We start from the raw sequence: 17,160 nt of genomic DNA, 5'->3' as shown, positions 1-17,160 counted from the left end.
TAAGATGGATTTTCTATGAGGCAATTCGCTGAAATTGTTTAATTTTGCAGCGTTATATCCTAACAAATTAAATTCAAAAGAATGATATTACCTATAGTGGGCTATGGAGACCCTGTTTTACGAAAAAAGGGAGAAGAGGTTAGCAAAGATTATCCTGATTTACAAAAATTAATTGAAAATATGAACGAAACTATGGAAAACTCCTATGGTGTAGGATTGGCTGCACCTCAGATAGGACTTCCAATTCGTTTGTTTGTTGTAGACTGTTCAGCTTTTAGTGATGATGAAGATCTGACAAAAGAAGAACAAGATTACCTAAGAGATTTTCAAAAGGTTTTCATCAATGCAAAAATCATAAAAGAAGAAGGAGAGGAATGGGCTTTTAATGAAGGTTGTTTAAGTATTCCGGGAGTAAGAGAAGATGTTTACAGAAAACCGGTTATTACCATTGAATACCACGATGAGAATTTCAATAAACATACAGATGTATTTGACGGATATGCAGCACGTGTTATTCAACATGAGTATGATCATATAGAAGGCATTCTGTTTACGGATAAAATATCATCATTAAAAAAGAAATTAAATGCCAAACGTTTGCAGAATATTATGGACGGAAAAGTAAATGCAGACTATAAAATGAAATTTATAAATAAAAGAGGACGATAATTTTTTGGATATTAGTTTCAAATTATGATATTTGTGTCCTTGAAAAAATAAGTAACAATGAGTGTAGAAAAAGTTTTATCAATTTCTGGAAAACCAGGATTATATGAGCTAAAAATCCAAACGAGATCTGGGTTTATTGCAGAATCTTTAGTAGACGGTAAAAAACTAACCGTAGGATTAAAAAGCAATGTAAGTTTATTATCAGAAATATCTATTTATACCCAAACCGGAGAGATCAAATTGTTTGAAGTTTTCGCTAACATAGCAAAAAAAGAAAACAAAGGAGAAGCTATATCTCATAAATCGGATAACAGTACATTAGAAAATTATTTTGCAGAAATAGTTCCGGATTATGATACTGAAAGAGTATATGCTTCTGATATTAAAAAAGTATTAAACTGGTATAACATTTTACATAAAGCAGGTTTTATTGAGCAATTTAATGCAGTTGTTGAAGAGCCTGTTGCAGAAGAGAAACCAAAAGCTAAAAAAACGGCTGAGCCAAAAGCTGAGGGAGAAGAAAAACCAAAAGCTAAAAAAGCTGCTCCGAAAACAAAAGCTGAAGGAGAAGAAAAGCCTAAAGCTAAGAAAGCTAAAAAAGAAGAATAGTTTCTATATAAATCCTGTCAATTGGCAGGATTTATTTTTTAGAACTCATATACTGCTCAAAATTTAATCTACTTATTTTTATCCCTTAAAAGATGTTTCATTAGATTTGAACAATTATAAGTACAAACAAGATCACTTTTTAACATGAATACAAGAGAATCACAACTATCCGCTTTCAATAGACTATTAGAGATTATGGATGATCTGAGAGAAAAATGTCCGTGGGACAAAAAACAGACATTTGAAACGTTGCGACATCTGACTATTGAAGAAACGTATGAACTTACAGATGCCATCTTTGATAGGGATTTGGAAGAAATTAAAAAAGAGCTCGGAGATGTATTGTTGCATATCGTATTTTATGCAAAATTAGGAAGTGAGGAAAATGCTTTTGATATAGCAGATGTATGTAATGCCATTAGTGACAAGTTGGTAATGAGGCATCCACACATCTATGCAGATGTACACGTAGATAATGAAGAAGATGTCAAAAAAAACTGGGAGAAATTAAAACTTAAAGAAGGCAACACATCGGTTTTAAGTGGCGTTCCTAAAAGCCTTCCGGCAATGATAAAAGCCATGCGAATACAGGAAAAAGCAAAAGGAGTAGGTTTTGATTGGGATAACGCTGATCAGGTATGGGATAAGGTAGAAGAGGAGATGAATGAATTTCAGGCTGAAGTTCAGAAAGATGATGTGCAAAAAATGGAAGAGGAATTTGGAGATGTGTTATTTTCTATGATTAATTACGCCCGTTTTAAAAACATCAATCCGGAAGATGCATTAGAAAAAACCAATAAAAAGTTCATTTATAGATTTCAATATTTGGAACAGGAAGTACAAAAAGACGGAAAACAACTGTCTGATCTCACACTGGAAGAAATGGATGTGTACTGGAACAGAGCAAAGATAGAAAAACAGAAAAAGTAAAAAATAGAGATAAAAAAAGAGTCCGATTATTACAATCGGACTTTTTTTTATAATATAACTATCATTTTTTAATGAAGTGAATTTATACTTTCATGATTTCAGCTTCTTTTACAGCTAAAATATCATCAATTCTTTTGATATAGGCATCTGTTAATTTTTGAATATCATCTTCTGCGCCTTTACAGATATCCTCAGAAGTACCTTCTTTTTCCTGTTTTTTAATATCGTTGTTGGCATCTTTTCGGGCATTTCTAACTCCTATTTTTGCATCTTCAGCTTCTCCTTTCGATTGTTTTACCAGATCACGTCGGCGCTCCTCTGTTAATGCAGGAATATTGATGATGATCATATCTCCGTTGTTCATCGGATTTAAACCAAGATTAGCAATCATAATGGCTTTTTCGATAGGCTGCAACATGTTTTTTTCCCAAGGTGTAACCGTTAATGTTCTCGGATCAGGAACATTGATGTTCGCTACTTGCGAAAGTGCAGTTTGTGAACCGTAATAATCAACAAATACACTGCCAAGCATTTGTGGTGAAGCCTTACCGGCTCTGATATTTAGCAAGGATTTTTCTAAATGAGCAATTGCTCCTTCCATTGCTTCTTTTGCTTCGTCTATGATGAAATTAATTTCTTCTGTCATGACTTTAGTTTTTTATTTTTGTTATTAGTATACTGTTGTTCCAATAGATTCTCCTTTACAAACTTTCAGAAGATTATCTTCTTTATTCATATCAAACACTACAATCGGAAGTTTGTTTTCATGGCTTAAAGTAAAAGCAGTGGTATCCATCACATTTAAATTTTTCTGTAAAACATCAGAAAAAGTAATGGTTTCAAATTTTACAGCTGAAGGATCTTTTTCCGGATCAGCAGTATAAACACCGTCTACTCTTGTACCTTTTAAAATCACATCTGCATTTATCTCTACCCCTCTCAATACTGCTGCTGTATCGGTTGTGAAATAGGGATTACCAGTACCGGCACCAAAAATTACAATTCTGTTTTTTTCAAGATGGCGTACTGCGCGTCTTTTGATGTAAGGCTCAGCAATAGCTTCAATTTTTAAAGCAGTTTGCAGTCTTGTTAAAAGACCAATATCTTCCAGAGCACCTTGCAGTGCCATTCCGTTGATTACTGTCGCAAGCATTCCCATATAATCTCCCTGTACGCGATCCATACCGTTGCTGGCTCCCGAAACACCTCTGAAAATATTTCCTCCTCCGATTACGATAGCTACTTCAACACCTAATTCATGCACTTTTTTTATCTCTGCAGCATATTCAGCCAAACGTTTTGGATCAATACCATATTGATTATCTCCCATTAAAGCTTCTCCGCTTAGTTTTAAAAGTATTCTTTTGTATTTCATCGAATCAGGATTTTTATGCAAATATAATCATATTATGATTGTATAAAATAGCTTATCTTATTTTATCCTTTAAATTTTTGTAGGTTTTCTTAGCTTCCTGATAGCCAATATTAAAAATCTCTTCCATTCTTTTTTTATTGGTTTCAAACGTATTGTACGCTGCCAGTGCCTGAGGTTCTATGTACCAGTCACAAAGTTCATTTGAAGCATTCGAATTATGCATTGTCATAATTTCGTAAGCGCGTATTGCTACAGATTTGATGCTGGTAAATTTTGAAACTTCTGTATCAACCATCGGACAAACATTAACTCCTATAATAAAGTCACATCGGCCCTGAATCGTATTTACAGGAAAATTGTTTAAAATACCACCATCACTATACAACTTTCCATTTACAATGACAGGAGAGAATACTCCGGGAAAAGCGCTCGATGCTAAAACGGCATCCGTAATCTTCGTTTGCTGGTTAAATATTTTTAATTTTCCTCTGCTAATGTCTGTGGCAGTAATAAAAAGATCCTTTTCTAATTCGCCTAAAGTCTTTTCTTCGAAAATTTCTTTCAGATAAGTTCCAAAGGAATTGGCATCCAGAAATCCAGCTTTTTTAAAAGTTATATGACTCCAGCTAAAAAAACTGACCGACTGAAAAAAAGCAAGAATCTGATCAGGATTTAAACCTTGTGCGTATAAACTACCCACAATCGATCCGGCACTCGTACCTGCGATTACCTGAGGATGAATTCCTACTTCATTTAGAAACTTTAGAACCCCAGCATGTGCTAATCCTTTGTGTCCGCCACCAGAAAGTACAATACCGAATTCTAATGTGTGTTTTTCCATATACTAATTTTTGAAATTTAAGATTTGGGTTTATCTTTGAATCTATAAAATTAATATAATGAAACAACTTTACGAACAAAGCATAACAAAATCTTATACATACAAAGCTTATAGAGATTTAGTTGATACCTTAATTACAGAAAGTAAATCAACGGGTGACACTCAATCAGATGAAATTCTTGCTTATAGTAAGTTAAACGCACAGCGGATGAATCGATTGGATAAGACAGTCGTTGTCACAGATGAAGTTAAGGAGAGCTTAAAAAATATTTCTAAAAAATACATTTGGTTAGTATTATCGGAAGGATGGTGTGGTGATGCAGCTCAAATATTACCTGTGATGAATAAAATGGCTGAAGTAACTCCATTCGTAGAACTTAAAATTGTATTGAGAGATGAAAATAAAGAACTGATGGATCATTATCTTACTAATGGAGGTCGGTCAATACCTAAAATGATAATTCTTGAAGCTGATACGATGGAAGAAGTTTCAAACTGGGGACCCAGACCATCAGGTGCAGTGGCTTTAGTAGAAGATTTAAAGAACAAATATGGCGGTATTAATGAAGAATTAAAAACAGCTCTTCAAAAGTGGTATAATGATGATAAAGGGGTTTCTATTCAGAAAGAGATTCTTGAATTACACCCATAAAAAAAGCAAATCATAGATTTGCTTTTTTGTTTATTTAATATTGTATACCAGTTTTATAGTAATAGTTGCTGTCTTATTTTTGGAAGAGGTATTAAAAGAGCCTCCCCATGAATAGTCTTCTGAAGAATTTTGAGCAATAATCTGAAAAATACCCATATCTGATTTTTTAAGATGCCCTAATTTAGCGCCTGCATTATCCGCAATCTGCTCTGCTCTGGATCTTGCGTCTTTTGTTGCTTCAGCAATCATCTTTAATTTAAGTTCCGATAATTTAGTGTAATAATATTCCGGTGGATTAGAATAAAGCTCAACACCCGAATTAATCAGCTCCGTAACCTCTCTGGATACATTTTCTACTTTTGTAATTTCTTTGCTTTCTACATTTACATTTTGAGTTAGTGTATATCCGGCAAATGTTTGTGAATGTACATTGTTATTTGAATCAAAAGTGGTGGTAAATTCTTTGTTAATATTTACAGAAGAAAAAATAATGTCACTCTCTTTGATTCCTTTTGATAATAAATAGGTTTTAATAGTGTTGCGGTCAGTATCTAAACCTGCATACGCTTCTTTTAAATCAAAACTTCTTTTTGAGAAAGAACTGTTCCATACAATTAAATCGGAAACAAAATCCTGAGAACCAAGACCTGTAACACTAATTGTGTCGTTGCTGTTATTTCTGTTTTTAAAAGCATTTGTCAGCATAAAAGCTCCTATTAATATAGAAGCAGCAATAATAAGGGTCACTGCATAATTTTTCATAAAGGCAATTTTTACTGTAAATATAAATAAGTATTTACGATTAAGAAAATTTCTCTCTAAAGTTCTGCAAATCTATATATGTGTTATTGCATTTGTGCTATTATAGATAATAAATTTGTGATAACTGAAAGTAATATTTTTACCTATGTGTTAAAAAAATATAATAGTTGTATATTTTAGTTGTTTTTTTTATGCTAAATGTTATTTTTGTTGCAACAACTTAATTGATTACTATGAATAAAATTACTTTAAAAGCATTTTTTATAGCATTAATGCTTTCTCCTTTATTAATGAGTGCTCAGGAGTATAGTGTCACTTTATTTAATAACATTGTTTTTTACGATGGATATGCTACACCTTCTACATTACCTACACCTGAAGGAATTGTAAGAATCGATAATTCAAGATATGCAAAAAAATTATCTGATCAGGAAATGGATGGGTTGCTTAAAACTTTTGAAGTTCAGGTGAAGATAGGCGCCTTATGTGATAATTATGACCGTATTGGAGGTGTTTTTGTTTCTTTGGTACCAAAAGGACAACCAGTGACATCTGCTGATAAGCAAACTATTGAAGTGGGGAGGTTCATCACACCTTTTATGAATAAAAATAAAATGCCTGACGAGGTACCGTATCAATTTGAGTTACATCATTTATTAGGTTTATTTAAAGACCAGGCTATAAGACAGGAGTATGATATATGGTTTGAATTGTATGTATTCGGAGTTCCTTATGCTGCTAATACACAAGTTGCAGGTTGTGCAGGTAGAAATGATGTTTTTGAAGGGACTTTAATTCTTAATTCTTCCAATACCGGATATGATCGCGGACAATTTTTTATCAAACCTTTAGCGAATAATATCAATTTTAATAATTATAATGCTACAGATGTACCCGGGACAACAACTAGAATTATCAATTTTGAATTGGATAATCCTATAAGTGAAGGTGCACTTCATTTGATTACTTCCAATCACGGAGCAAATGCCGGAGGAGAAGAGTATGTAAGAAGACAGCATTATGTGTATTTTGATGATCAGGAAGTGTTGACCTATAAACCGGGTGGTAAAAGTTGTGAGCCGTACCGTTATTATAATACACAAGGAAATATGATTTATGGAACTTCACCAAAAACAGAAGCGCAATGGACTTCATGGAATAACTGGTGTCCGGGTGATGTAATTCCAAACAGAATTATTGATTTGGGAGATGTTGATGCGGGATCCCATACCTTTAAAATAAATGTTCCGGCAGCAGTTTTTACTGGTGGCGAAGGTAATTTTCCTTTATCGCTTTTCTTCTTCTCGCAAGACGTTGAAGGTACAGTTTCTATAGAAGACATAAAATATGTTGATTACAGTCTTTATCCAAATCCATCATCAGATTTTATAACGGTGAATGCTTCTGAAAAATTACGTGAGATTCTTTTGTATGATTTATCTGGAAAACAGGTTTTACAGAGTACTGCGAATACTTTAGATATCTCAATATTGGCATCGGGGATGTATGTAGCTAAGATAAAATTCGAAAATGGGGTTGAGACCACAGAAAAGATTGTCAAAAAATAATACAGACTTATTTTAATAACCAAAAACAGCATACTATATAGTGTGCTGTTTTTGGTTTGTATGGTTTATATTGTATAATAGTATTCTTTGCGGACACGTATATATAATAAGAGGTAAAAAAATAAAAGCTGCTTTAATCTGGAGTTTTGAAGCTAAAAAAGGGATGACTTCAGATTTATTTATTGAACTTTTGGATTTCAAAAAGTGGTTTTAAGCTTTTTTTGTTTGAAAAGAGTTGGGTTTAAAAAAGGGAATGCTGTTTTTTTTGAGGGTTTAAGTATTGTGAAAGAAAAAAAAGAGTGTTGTAAAAATAAGGTTACCAGCGTATTAAAATAAAGTTTAAAAAAGGTTTTAAAAAAATTAGGAAAGGATAAAAAAAGGGTAGTATATTTGCCCTCGCAATCCGCAAGAAGTTCTTTAAATATTAAGTAAGCCTTAAAAAAAATAACAAAAATAAATTTTGTTAGAAATAAAAAAAGGTTGTAGCTTTGCAACCCCAGTCAAGTAGATAGGGATTGAGAAAGTTCTTAGAAAAGCCGTCAAAATATTTTAAAAAAAACTTTAGAAAAAGTTTGGTGGAAATAAAAAGAGTTTCTATTTTTGCACTCGCTTACAAAAACAAGCGAAGAGATAAAAAGACACGTTCATAGACATATTGGATTTACAGCATAAAGAGAGTAAGTAATTCGTAAGAATTGTTTTAACGCAACATCAAAAAATATTAAAAATTATACGATGAAGAGTTTGATCCTGGCTCAGGATGAACGCTAGCGGCAGGCCTAACACATGCAAGTCGAGGGGTAGAAGTCTTCGGACTTTGAGACCGGCGCACGGGTGCGTAACGCGTATGCAATCTACCTTGTACAGAGGGATAGCCCAGAGAAATTTGGATTAATACCTCATAGTATATTTGAATGGCATCATTTAGATATTAAAGTTCCAACGGTACAAGATGAGCATGCGTCCCATTAGTTAGTTGGTGTGGTAACGGCATACCAAGACGATGATGGGTAGGGGTCCTGAGAGGGAGATCCCCCACACTGGTACTGAGACACGGACCAGACTCCTACGGGAGGCAGCAGTGAGGAATATTGGTCAATGGAGGCAACTCTGAACCAGCCATGCCGCGTGCAGGATGACGGTCCTATGGATTGTAAACTGCTTTTATACGGGAAGAAAACGAGTTACGTGTAACTAACTGACGGTACCGTAAGAATAAGGATCGGCTAACTCCGTGCCAGCAGCCGCGGTAATACGGAGGATCCAAGCGTTATCCGGAATCATTGGGTTTAAAGGGTCCGTAGGCGGTCTTATAAGTCAGTGGTGAAAGTTTTTAGCTTAACTAAAAAATTGCCATTGATACTGTTAGACTTGAATTACTTGGAAGTAACTAGAATATGTAGTGTAGCGGTGAAATGCTTAGATATTACATGGAATACCAATTGCGAAGGCAGGTTACTATGAGTTAATTGACGCTGATGGACGAAAGCGTGGGTAGCGAACAGGATTAGATACCCTGGTAGTCCACGCCGTAAACGATGGATACTAGTTGTTTGGCCGCAAGGTTGAGTGACTAAGCGAAAGTGATAAGTATCCCACCTGGGGAGTACGAACGCAAGTTTGAAACTCAAAGGAATTGACGGGGGCCCGCACAAGCGGTGGAGCATGTGGTTTAATTCGATGATACGCGAGGAACCTTACCAGGGCTTAAATGTATTCTGACCGCTTTGGAAACAGAGCTTTCGCAAGACAGATTACAAGGTGCTGCATGGTTGTCGTCAGCTCGTGCCGTGAGGTGTCAGGTTAAGTCCTATAACGAGCGCAACCCCTGTTGTTAGTTGCCAGCGAGTAATGTCGGGAACTCTAGCAAGACTGCCAGTGTAAACTGAGAGGAAGGTGGGGATGACGTCAAATCATCACGGCCCTTACGTCCTGGGCCACACACGTGCTACAATGGCCGGTACAGAGAGCAGCCACCTAGCGATAGGGCGCGAATCTATAAAGCCGGTCACAGTTCGGATCGGAGTCTGCAACTCGACTCCGTGAAGCTGGAATCGCTAGTAATCGGATATCAGCCATGATCCGGTGAATACGTTCCCGGGCCTTGTACACACCGCCCGTCAAGCCATGGAAGCTGGGGGTACCTGAAGTCGGTGACCGCAAGGAGCTGCCTAGGGTAAAACTGGTAACTGGGGCTAAGTCGTAACAAGGTAGCCGTACCGGAAGGTGCGGCTGGAACACCTCCTTTCTAGAGATGGTTAAAACATTACTCTCGCTGTTAATTCAAAAAAAAAAGAAGTAAAAATTACAGAGTCTCGTAGCTCAGCTGGTTAGAGTACTACACTGATAATGTAGGGGTCGGCAGTTCGAGTCTGCCCGGGACTACAATTTTACTTAAAAAAAGGAAATTTTAGAAGATGAGTATGAATTACACATTCATTCAAAATTCAACATTCATAATTTAAAAGTTCAAAATTATAATGGGGGATTAGCTCAGCTGGCTAGAGCGCCTGCCTTGCACGCAGGAGGCCATCGGTTCGACTCCGATATTCTCCACTATTTCTGTTAGCTCAGAAAAACCGTTCATTGACATATTGGAAAACAAACAAAAGTAGAAAATATTTAAAAAATAAAGCACATTTAATATTTTTTCGAAAGAAAAGGTATTAGATATAGAGCACAATAAGCAAAATAAGGGCGTATGGGGGATGCCTAGGCTCTCAGAGGCGAAGAAGGACGTGATAAGCTGCGAAAAGCTGCGGGGATTTGCACACAAGAATTGATCCGCAGATATCCGAATGGGGCAACCCAATACATTGAAGATGTATTACTCCGATAGGAGGGCAAACCCGCTGAACTGAAACATCTAAGTAGGCGGAGGAGAAGAAAACAAAAGTGATTCCGTAAGTAGTGGCGAGCGAACGCGGATTAGCCCAAACCAATGTTGTTTCGGCAATATTGGGGTTGTAGGACCACAATATTTTATGCAAAGCGAATTAGAACAACCTGGAAAGGTTGACCGAAGAAGGTGATAGTCCTGTATAGGTAAGCGATGTAATAGATAGTGGTATCCTGAGTAGGTCGGGGCACGTGAAACCTTGATTGAATCTGGCGGGACCATCCGCTAAGGCTAAATACTCCTGAGAGACCGATAGTGAACCAGTACCGTGAGGGAAAGGTGAAAAGAACCGTGAATAACGGAGTGAAATAGATCCTGAAACCATACGCTTACAAGCGGTCGGAGCCCATTCGTTGGGTGACGGCGTGCCTTTTGCATAATGAGCCTACGAGTTACCGTTGCTGGCGAGGATAAGCACTTCAGGTGTGGATTCGAAGCGAAAGCGAGTCTTAATAGGGCGCTATAGTCAGTAATGGTAGACGCGAAACCGTGTGATCTACCCATGGGCAGGTTGAAGTTTGGGTAACACTAAATGGAGGACCGAACCGGTTGACGTTGAAAAGTCTTCGGATGACCTGTGGGTAGGGGTGAAAGGCCAATCAAACTCGGAAATAGCTCGTACTCCCCGAAATGCATTTAGGTGCAGCGCTGATAGAGTTTATTAGAGGTAGAGCTACTGATTGGATGCGGGGGATTCACCTCCTACCAATTCCTGACAAACTCCGAATGCTAATAAATGCTTATCAGCAGTGAGGGCATGGGTGCTAAGGTCCATGTCCGAGAGGGAAAGAACCCAGACCATCAGCTAAGGTCCCCAAATGTATGCTAAGTTGAAAAAACGCGGTTTGTCTGCACAGACAGCTAGGATGTTGGCTTGGAAGCAGCCATTCATTTAAAGAGTGCGTAACAGCTCACTAGTCGAGCGGACGAGCATGGATAATAATCGGGCATAAGCATACTACCGAAGCTATGGATTGTATATTTATATACAGTGGTAGGGGAGCATTCTAAACTGGGTAGAAGGTGATATGTGAGTATTGCTGGACTGTTTAGAAAAGAAAATGTAGGCATAAGTAACGATAATGCGGGCGAGAAACCCGCACACCGTAAGACTAAGGTTTCCTCAGCTATGCTAATCAGCTGAGGGTTAGTCGGGACCTAAGGCACACCCGAAGGGGGACGTCGATGGCCAACGGGTTAATATTCCCGTACTTCTTATAATTGTGATGGAGCGACGGAGTGATGAAAGTACCGCGAACTGACGGAATAGTTCGTTGAAGCACCTAACTATAGGTTTGATAGTCAAATGCGTCAGACTTGGTGAAATGCGATAGTACTCGGAGCCTTCGGGCAAAGAGATAGTGTACCTAAGGGCTTCCAAGAAAACCTTCTAAACATAGATTATAAGAACCCGTACCGTAAACCGACACAGGTAGTCGAGGAGAGTATCCTCAGGTGCTCGAGAGATTCATGGCTAAGGAACTAGGCAAAATAGACCTGTAACTTCGGGAGAAAGGTCGCCAGCAGCAATGCTGGCCGCAGTGAAAAGGTCCAGGCGACTGTTTATCAAAAACACAGGGCTCTGCCAAATCGTAAGATGAAGTATAGGGCCTGACACCTGCCCGGTGCTGGAAGGTTAAGAGGAGATGTTATCTTCGGAGAAGCATTGAATTGAAGCCCCAGTAAACGGCGGCCGTAACTATAACGGTCCTAAGGTAGCGAAATTCCTTGTCGGGTAAGTTCCGACCTGCACGAATGGTGTAACGATCTGGACACTGTCTCAGCCATGAGCTCGGTGAAATTGTAGTATCGGTGAAGATGCCGATTACCCGCAGTGGGACGAAAAGACCCTGTGCACCTTTACTATAGCTTAGTATTGTTCTTGGATAAGTGATGTGTAGGATAGGTGGGAGACTATGAAGTGGCGTCGCCAGGCGTTGTGGAGTCATTGTTGAAATACCACCCTTTGCTTATTTGAGATCTAACTCGACGTTGTTGAGGACATTGCTTGGTGGGTAGTTTGACTGGGGTGGTCGCCTCCAAAAGAGTAACGGAGGCTTCTAAAGGTTCCCTCAGCACGCTTGGTAACCGTGCGTAGAGTGCAATGGTATAAGGGAGCTTGACTGAGAGACATACAGGTCGATCAGGTACGAAAGTAGAGCATAGTGATCCGGTGGTTCCGTATGGAAGGGCCATCGCTCAAAGGATAAAAGGTACGCCGGGGATAACAGGCTGATCTCCCCCAAGAGCTCATATCGACGGGGGGGTTTGGCACCTCGATGTCGGCTCGTCACATCCTGGGGCTGGAGAAGGTCCCAAGGGTTGGGCTGTTCGCCCATTAAAGTGGCACGCGAGCTGGGTTCAGAACGTCGTGAGACAGTTCGGTCTCTATCTACTGTGGGCGTTAGAAATTTGAGTGGATCTGATTCTAGTACGAGAGGACCGAATTGGACAAACCGCTGGTGTATCTGTTGTTCCGCCAGGAGCATCGCAGAGTAGCTACGTTTGGAAGGGATAAGCGCTGAAAGCATATAAGCGCGAAACCCACCACAAGATGAGATTTCTTTAAAGGGTCGTGGAAGATGACCACGTTGATAGGCTACAGATGTAAAGGCAGTAATGTCATAGTCGAGTAGTACTAATAGCCCGTAAGCTTATGTGCTCTGGGAGTTGCTTTATAATATAAAAGTCTTTTGTTTTGAATTTCATATATGTTAACTTATAGTGACGCAAGTCATACCGATTTAAGGTGGTTATTGCATCGGGGCTCACCTCTTTCCATTCCGAACAGAGTAGTTAAGCCCGATAGCGCAGATGGTACTGCATTTTAATGTGGGAGAGTATGTCGCTGCCTTTCTTTTGAATCCTCAATCATAATCTGATTGAGGATTTTTTTTTTGGAATTAAATAGACGAAATTTTTTATCGATAATAGAGTTTAATCCGATTTATTCAGCTTACTATATCTTTAAATTTGTTTAAAATTATTTCTTTAATTGTATATTTGATATAACTAAAAAATAAAAGTTATGAAAACATTGGTTATAGGTGCTTCAGAAAATGTACAAAGATATTCTAACATGGCTATTAGAAAGCTATTGAACTATAATCATGAAGTGGTAGCTATTGGAGCTAAAGAGGGAGAAGTGAATGGTATAAAAATTAATAAAGAGCAAGTGGCTTTTGATGATATACATACCATCACATTATATTTAAATCCGCAAAGACAGGAAGCATATTTTGATTATGTTGTAGGATTACATCCTAAACGCGTTATTTTTAATCCCGGAACCGAAAATCCGGAGTTTTATAAATTGTTGAGAGATCATAATATCCCTTATGAAGAGGCTTGTACATTAGTTTTATTAAGTACTAATCAATACTAACTTTATGAAAAGAAAATCCCTGCTGAAATTGTTTTTAGTGCTATTTTTTCCAATTCTATTTGTCAATTGTTCTAATCCAGAATCTAAAGTTACAAGAGTTGTAAATAAATTTTATTCTGAGTATCAACATGATTTTAGAGAGGTAAATAAACGCTATATAACGCATAATTTGTATGAACTTATTATTAAAGCGGAGCAAATAGAGGAAGAAGATGAAATCCTTGTTAAAAATAGTGCTTATCCTACAGATAAACCTTTGCTAATTGAAGGTGATATTTTTACAAGTCTCTATGAAGGGCATACATCATTTACAATTAAGAAAATAAATATTGTAGGAGATAAGGCGAATGTGAGAGTGGTCTTTGAAAATAAGAAATATGATGAAATATGGGAAGACGAAGTATTACTTGTAAAAGAGAAAAATCGTTGGAAGATTGACAATGTTCTTTTTAAAAAAGAGAGTAATACTTTTGGTTCTACACAGCAGTATCTTAAGCAGTTTATAAATTACAGTTTTGAACTAAACAGAAAAAGCACTTATTAATAAGTGCTTTTTCTGTTTAAATAATTATTTATTGGTTGCAATTACAAACTTCAGATTATTTTTTACTCCTATTTGTAAAACATTTACCAAATCTTGAACCTGTAAATTATAAGGAATTCTTACTACAACTGTCTGTTCTTTATTGGAATCAATTTTTGAAAGCAGCATAGCTTCCAGATTTTCAGGTGCTACTTCCTCTTTGTCAATAAAGAAACGTTTTTCTTCTGTTACAGAAATACTTATTAATTGTTTGCTTGTTTTTTCAGTAGTTTCTGCTTTCGGTAACGTCATTTTTATCACATTCGGATTAGCTAATGTCGAAATAATGATAAAGAAGAGCAATAGAAAAAACATAATATCACTCAAAGATGAAGTGGCAATTTCAGCCTGAAAGCGCTTATTTCTCTTTAATGCCATTTGGACGTTGTATTACATTAACAAAATCTAAAATATTTTTTTGAGTATTTAATGAGAAGTTATCAATAAGTCCGTTAAGTAAATGATAGGCTGCATAAGCGATAATACCTACAATTAAACCTGCACCACTACTAATCATTTTCTCATATAAACCACCAGATATATTAGCGATACTAATATTTTCAGTGATTGAGATATTATAAAAAATCTTAATTACCCCTGAAATAGTCCCGATAAAACCAAGTGTTGGAGCTATACCAGCAATGATACCCAAATGTCCTAATTTCTTTTCCATATGAGCAATTTCAATATTTGCCACTTTTTCCATGTTTGATTCTACTTCAGCAATTGGTCTTCCAATAGTTAATAAACCTTCTTGTAAAACACGAGCTTCAGAAGTCTGGTCTCTCTGAATAGAAGCAACAGCTAAATCTAAATTTCCCGTATTTAACTGGGCAGCAATATTGTTCATTAAGTGACTGCTTGTTTTTGATGTCTTTTTGATAAATAAATAACGCTCAATCGTCAGATAGATGGTATAAATAAATAAAATGACAATAGGAATCAAAAATACCCCACCTTTGAAGGCAAATTCTAAAATAGACAGTTCTTTTTGAGTAGTCACATTTTCAACAACAGCCCCTGTGGCTTGTGTTAGTGAATCAATTGGAGCTTGTAAAAAAAAAGTAAGCATAAAGTTTTATTTATTTTTAATAAAGTTTCATTTTTGCAATAAAGATAGTTTTATTACAGCAAAAATGATGCTAAATAATAAAATTTTTTGTCTAACACAAAAAAATATCATTTCATTGTGTCACATTACCAAAATACTTTAGATTGGATGTTTGCTCAACTGCCTATGTACCATAAAGTTGGAGCCGCTGCTTATAAGAAAGATCTTAACAATACTTGGTTATTGTCTGAACATTTAAGTCATCCTGAGCGAAAAATCAAAACCATTCATATTGGTGGAACCAATGGAAAAGGTTCTACATCTTCGATGATTTCTTCCATATTGCAGGAGGCTGGATATAAGGTAGGGCTTTATACATCACCTCATTTAATAGATTTTAGAGAGCGTATCAAAATTAATAACGAGATGATTCCGGAAAAAACAGTCATAGAATTTATCGAAAAAAATAAAGCATTTCTTCAGGAAAAGCAATTGAGTTTTTTTGAAATGACAGTAGGACTTGCGTTTGATTATTTTGCTAAAGAACAAGTTGATGTAGCGGTTATTGAGGTAGGTTTAGGAGGGCGATTAGATTCTACTAATATTATTTCACCTTTAGTATCTGTTATTACCAATATTGGATGGGATCATATGGCAATGTTGGGAAACAGTCTGGAAGAGATAGCTTTTGAAAAAGCAGGTATTATAAAAAAAGAGACCCCCGTTATTATAGGAGAATATACCGCAACTACTAAAAATGTATTTTTAGAAAAGGCCAAAGAAATGCAGGCTCCTTTGTATTTTGCATCCGATATGGATAATTATAAATCGGTCGAATCAGATTTAAAAGGAAACTATCAGCAATATAATAAACGTACCGTGCAAGTTGTAATAGATCAATTGCGCAGCTTTTTTTCTATTTCCAGAGAGAATGAGATTGAAGGGTTTAGAAATGTCGTAAAAAATACGGGATTACAGGGAAGATGGCAGCAGTTGTCAGATCAGCCATTGATTATTGCTGATACAGCACATAATAAAGACGGTCTCAAGCAAACCATGCAGCAGGTTCGTGAACAGAAATATGATAAATTGTACTTTGTTTTTGGTATTGTTAATGACAAAGATGTGGAAGCAATTTTACTTTTATTGCCTTTGGAAGCAAAATATTTTATAGCAAAACCAAATATTCCGAGAGGAATGGAAACCGATATACTTGCTGAAAAAATGACTGCATTTGGTTTTGATTTTGAAATATGTAATTCTATACCAGTTGCTTATGAAAAGGCAAAAGTAAAGGCTCAGGCAAATGATATGATTTACGTGGGAGGAAGCACTTTTGTTGTTGCAGAAATTTTATAGAAAACTCCTGTTTTTGTTTGCAAATTAAAAAAAGCGTTCTATATTTGCACTCGCAATAAGCAACAAGCTTACTTGATGAAAGTAAGGGCGATTAGCTCAGCTGGTTCAGAGCACCTCGTTTACACCGAGGGGGTCGGGGGTTCGAACCCCTCATCGCCCACAATAAGTTCATTAAAATATAGGAAACTAAAAATATTATTAGGGCGATTAGCTCAGCTGGTTCAGATCATTCCGATTTTTATCGGAAGTTGTCGGGATTCGAGCTCATCCTATTTAAGTTCATTAAAATACAGGAAACTAAAAATATTATTAGGGCGATTAGCTCAGCTGGTTCAGAGCACCTCGTTTACACCGAGGGGGTCGGGGGTTCGAACCCCTCATCGCCCACAATTTTATTTTAATAAACCTAAAATATTTACTGTTGATTAGCTCAGCTGATTCAGAGCATTCCGATTTTCATCGTAAGTGATCGGGATT

Annotated in this window: 15 protein-coding genes, 4 tRNA genes and 3 rRNA genes; 16 read left to right on the top strand and 6 right to left on the bottom strand. The window is 36.8% G+C overall.

All coding sequences use genetic code 11. The features are described 5' to 3' along the window. Positions 1-81 precede the first annotated feature (81 nt). The 3 genes from def to mazG all read left to right on the top strand — a co-directional run bounded on the left by def (position 82) and on the right by mazG (position 2,208). Entirely contained in the window at positions 82-669 is a 588-nt protein-coding gene (gene def, locus QW060_RS10870) for a peptide deformylase (RefSeq protein ID WP_290363596.1), read from the top strand. Between the two features lie 57 nt (positions 670-726). After that, positions 727-1,278: a DUF5606 family protein gene (locus QW060_RS10865; RefSeq protein WP_290363595.1), complete on the top strand. Its 552-nt coding sequence runs from the start codon at positions 727-729 to the stop codon at positions 1,276-1,278. 144 nt (positions 1,279-1,422) lie between these two features. After that, complete coding sequence (mazG, locus tag QW060_RS10860) at positions 1,423-2,208, top strand: nucleoside triphosphate pyrophosphohydrolase (RefSeq protein WP_290363594.1); 786 nt, start codon at positions 1,423-1,425, stop codon at positions 2,206-2,208. An 82-nt stretch (positions 2,209-2,290) separates the two neighbouring features. Here mazG and frr read toward each other — a convergent pair whose 3' ends face one another. From frr to QW060_RS10845, 3 genes are read right to left on the bottom strand one after another with little or no spacing between them, the layout of a single operon-like run. Then, complete coding sequence (gene frr / locus QW060_RS10855) at positions 2,291-2,854, bottom strand: ribosome recycling factor (RefSeq protein WP_290363593.1); 564 nt, start codon at positions 2,852-2,854, stop codon at positions 2,291-2,293. Between the two features lie 24 nt (positions 2,855-2,878). Beyond that, entirely contained in the window at positions 2,879-3,583 is a 705-nt protein-coding gene (pyrH, locus tag QW060_RS10850; protein WP_290363592.1) for a UMP kinase, read from the bottom strand. A gap of 52 nt (positions 3,584-3,635) precedes the next feature. Next, on the bottom strand, positions 3,636-4,424 hold the full coding sequence (locus QW060_RS10845) for a patatin-like phospholipase family protein (protein ID WP_290363591.1): 789 nt from the start codon (positions 4,422-4,424) through the stop codon (positions 3,636-3,638). Between the two features lie 58 nt (positions 4,425-4,482). Here QW060_RS10845 and QW060_RS10840 point away from each other — a divergent pair, with 58 nt between their 5' ends. Then, on the top strand, positions 4,483-5,076 hold the full coding sequence (locus QW060_RS10840) for a thioredoxin family protein (protein ID WP_290363590.1): 594 nt from the start codon (positions 4,483-4,485) through the stop codon (positions 5,074-5,076). A 30-nt stretch (positions 5,077-5,106) separates the two neighbouring features. Here the strand turns inward: QW060_RS10840 and QW060_RS10835 are convergent, their stop codons facing one another. Continuing rightward, positions 5,107-5,838: an SIMPL domain-containing protein gene (locus QW060_RS10835; RefSeq protein ID WP_290363589.1), complete on the bottom strand. Its 732-nt coding sequence runs from the start codon at positions 5,836-5,838 to the stop codon at positions 5,107-5,109. Positions 5,839-6,071: 233 nt separating this feature from the next. On the opposite strand from QW060_RS10835, the gene QW060_RS10830 reads away from it, so the two are divergent. From QW060_RS10830 to QW060_RS10790, 9 genes are all read left to right on the top strand, one after another. Further along, positions 6,072-7,406, top strand: a complete 1,335-nt coding sequence (locus QW060_RS10830) for a peptide-N-glycosidase F-related protein (protein WP_290363588.1) — start codon at positions 6,072-6,074, stop codon at positions 7,404-7,406. A gap of 40 nt (positions 7,407-7,446) precedes the next feature. Then, entirely contained in the window at positions 7,447-7,620 is a 174-nt protein-coding gene (locus QW060_RS10825) for a hypothetical protein (protein ID WP_290363587.1), read from the top strand. Positions 7,621-8,138: 518 nt separating this feature from the next. Then, positions 8,139-9,654: ribosomal RNA gene (locus QW060_RS10820) — 16S ribosomal RNA — on the top strand. Positions 9,655-9,717: 63 nt separating this feature from the next. Next, positions 9,718-9,791, top strand: a tRNA-Ile gene (locus QW060_RS10815). Positions 9,792-9,888: 97 nt separating this feature from the next. Next, positions 9,889-9,962 (top strand) — tRNA-Ala (locus QW060_RS10810). A gap of 124 nt (positions 9,963-10,086) precedes the next feature. Further along, positions 10,087-12,968 (top strand): 23S ribosomal RNA (locus QW060_RS10805). A gap of 82 nt (positions 12,969-13,050) precedes the next feature. Then, a 5S ribosomal RNA gene (gene rrf / locus QW060_RS10800) occupies positions 13,051-13,162 on the top strand. The 16S, 23S and 5S rRNA genes sit together here with 2 tRNA genes alongside, the layout of an rRNA operon. A gap of 171 nt (positions 13,163-13,333) precedes the next feature. Next, a complete protein-coding gene (locus QW060_RS10795) occupies positions 13,334-13,690 on the top strand; it encodes a CoA-binding protein (protein WP_290363586.1) in 357 nt (118 codons plus the stop codon). A gap of 4 nt (positions 13,691-13,694) precedes the next feature. Next, positions 13,695-14,234, top strand: coding sequence for a DUF3828 domain-containing protein (locus QW060_RS10790; protein WP_290363585.1), 540 nt, complete (start codon positions 13,695-13,697; stop codon positions 14,232-14,234). 24 nt (positions 14,235-14,258) lie between these two features. Here QW060_RS10790 and QW060_RS10785 read toward each other — a convergent pair whose 3' ends face one another. Together QW060_RS10785 and QW060_RS10780 are read right to left on the bottom strand one after the other, a co-directional pair. After that, on the bottom strand, positions 14,259-14,651 hold the full coding sequence (locus tag QW060_RS10785; protein WP_290363584.1) for an ExbD/TolR family protein: 393 nt from the start codon (positions 14,649-14,651) through the stop codon (positions 14,259-14,261). Next, on the bottom strand, positions 14,632-15,345 hold the full coding sequence (locus QW060_RS10780; protein ID WP_290363583.1) for a MotA/TolQ/ExbB proton channel family protein: 714 nt from the start codon (positions 15,343-15,345) through the stop codon (positions 14,632-14,634). Before QW060_RS10780 ends, QW060_RS10785 begins: the two co-directional genes overlap by 20 nt. Positions 15,346-15,492: 147 nt before the next feature. Between QW060_RS10780 and QW060_RS10775 the strand changes: the two genes are divergently transcribed. The 3 genes from QW060_RS10775 to QW060_RS10765 all read left to right on the top strand — a co-directional run bounded on the left by QW060_RS10775 (position 15,493) and on the right by QW060_RS10765 (position 17,070). After that, positions 15,493-16,683, top strand: a complete 1,191-nt coding sequence (locus QW060_RS10775; protein WP_317623186.1) for a bifunctional folylpolyglutamate synthase/dihydrofolate synthase — start codon at positions 15,493-15,495, stop codon at positions 16,681-16,683. Between the two features lie 85 nt (positions 16,684-16,768). Continuing rightward, positions 16,769-16,843: transfer RNA gene (locus QW060_RS10770), tRNA-Val, on the top strand. A gap of 152 nt (positions 16,844-16,995) precedes the next feature. Continuing rightward, positions 16,996-17,070: transfer RNA gene (locus tag QW060_RS10765), tRNA-Val, on the top strand. Positions 17,071-17,160 lie beyond the last annotated feature (90 nt).

Source organism: Paenimyroides ceti (assembly GCF_030409925.1).
Note: the sequence above shows the minus strand (reverse complement) of the source record. Positions and strands in the feature narration are given on the sequence as shown.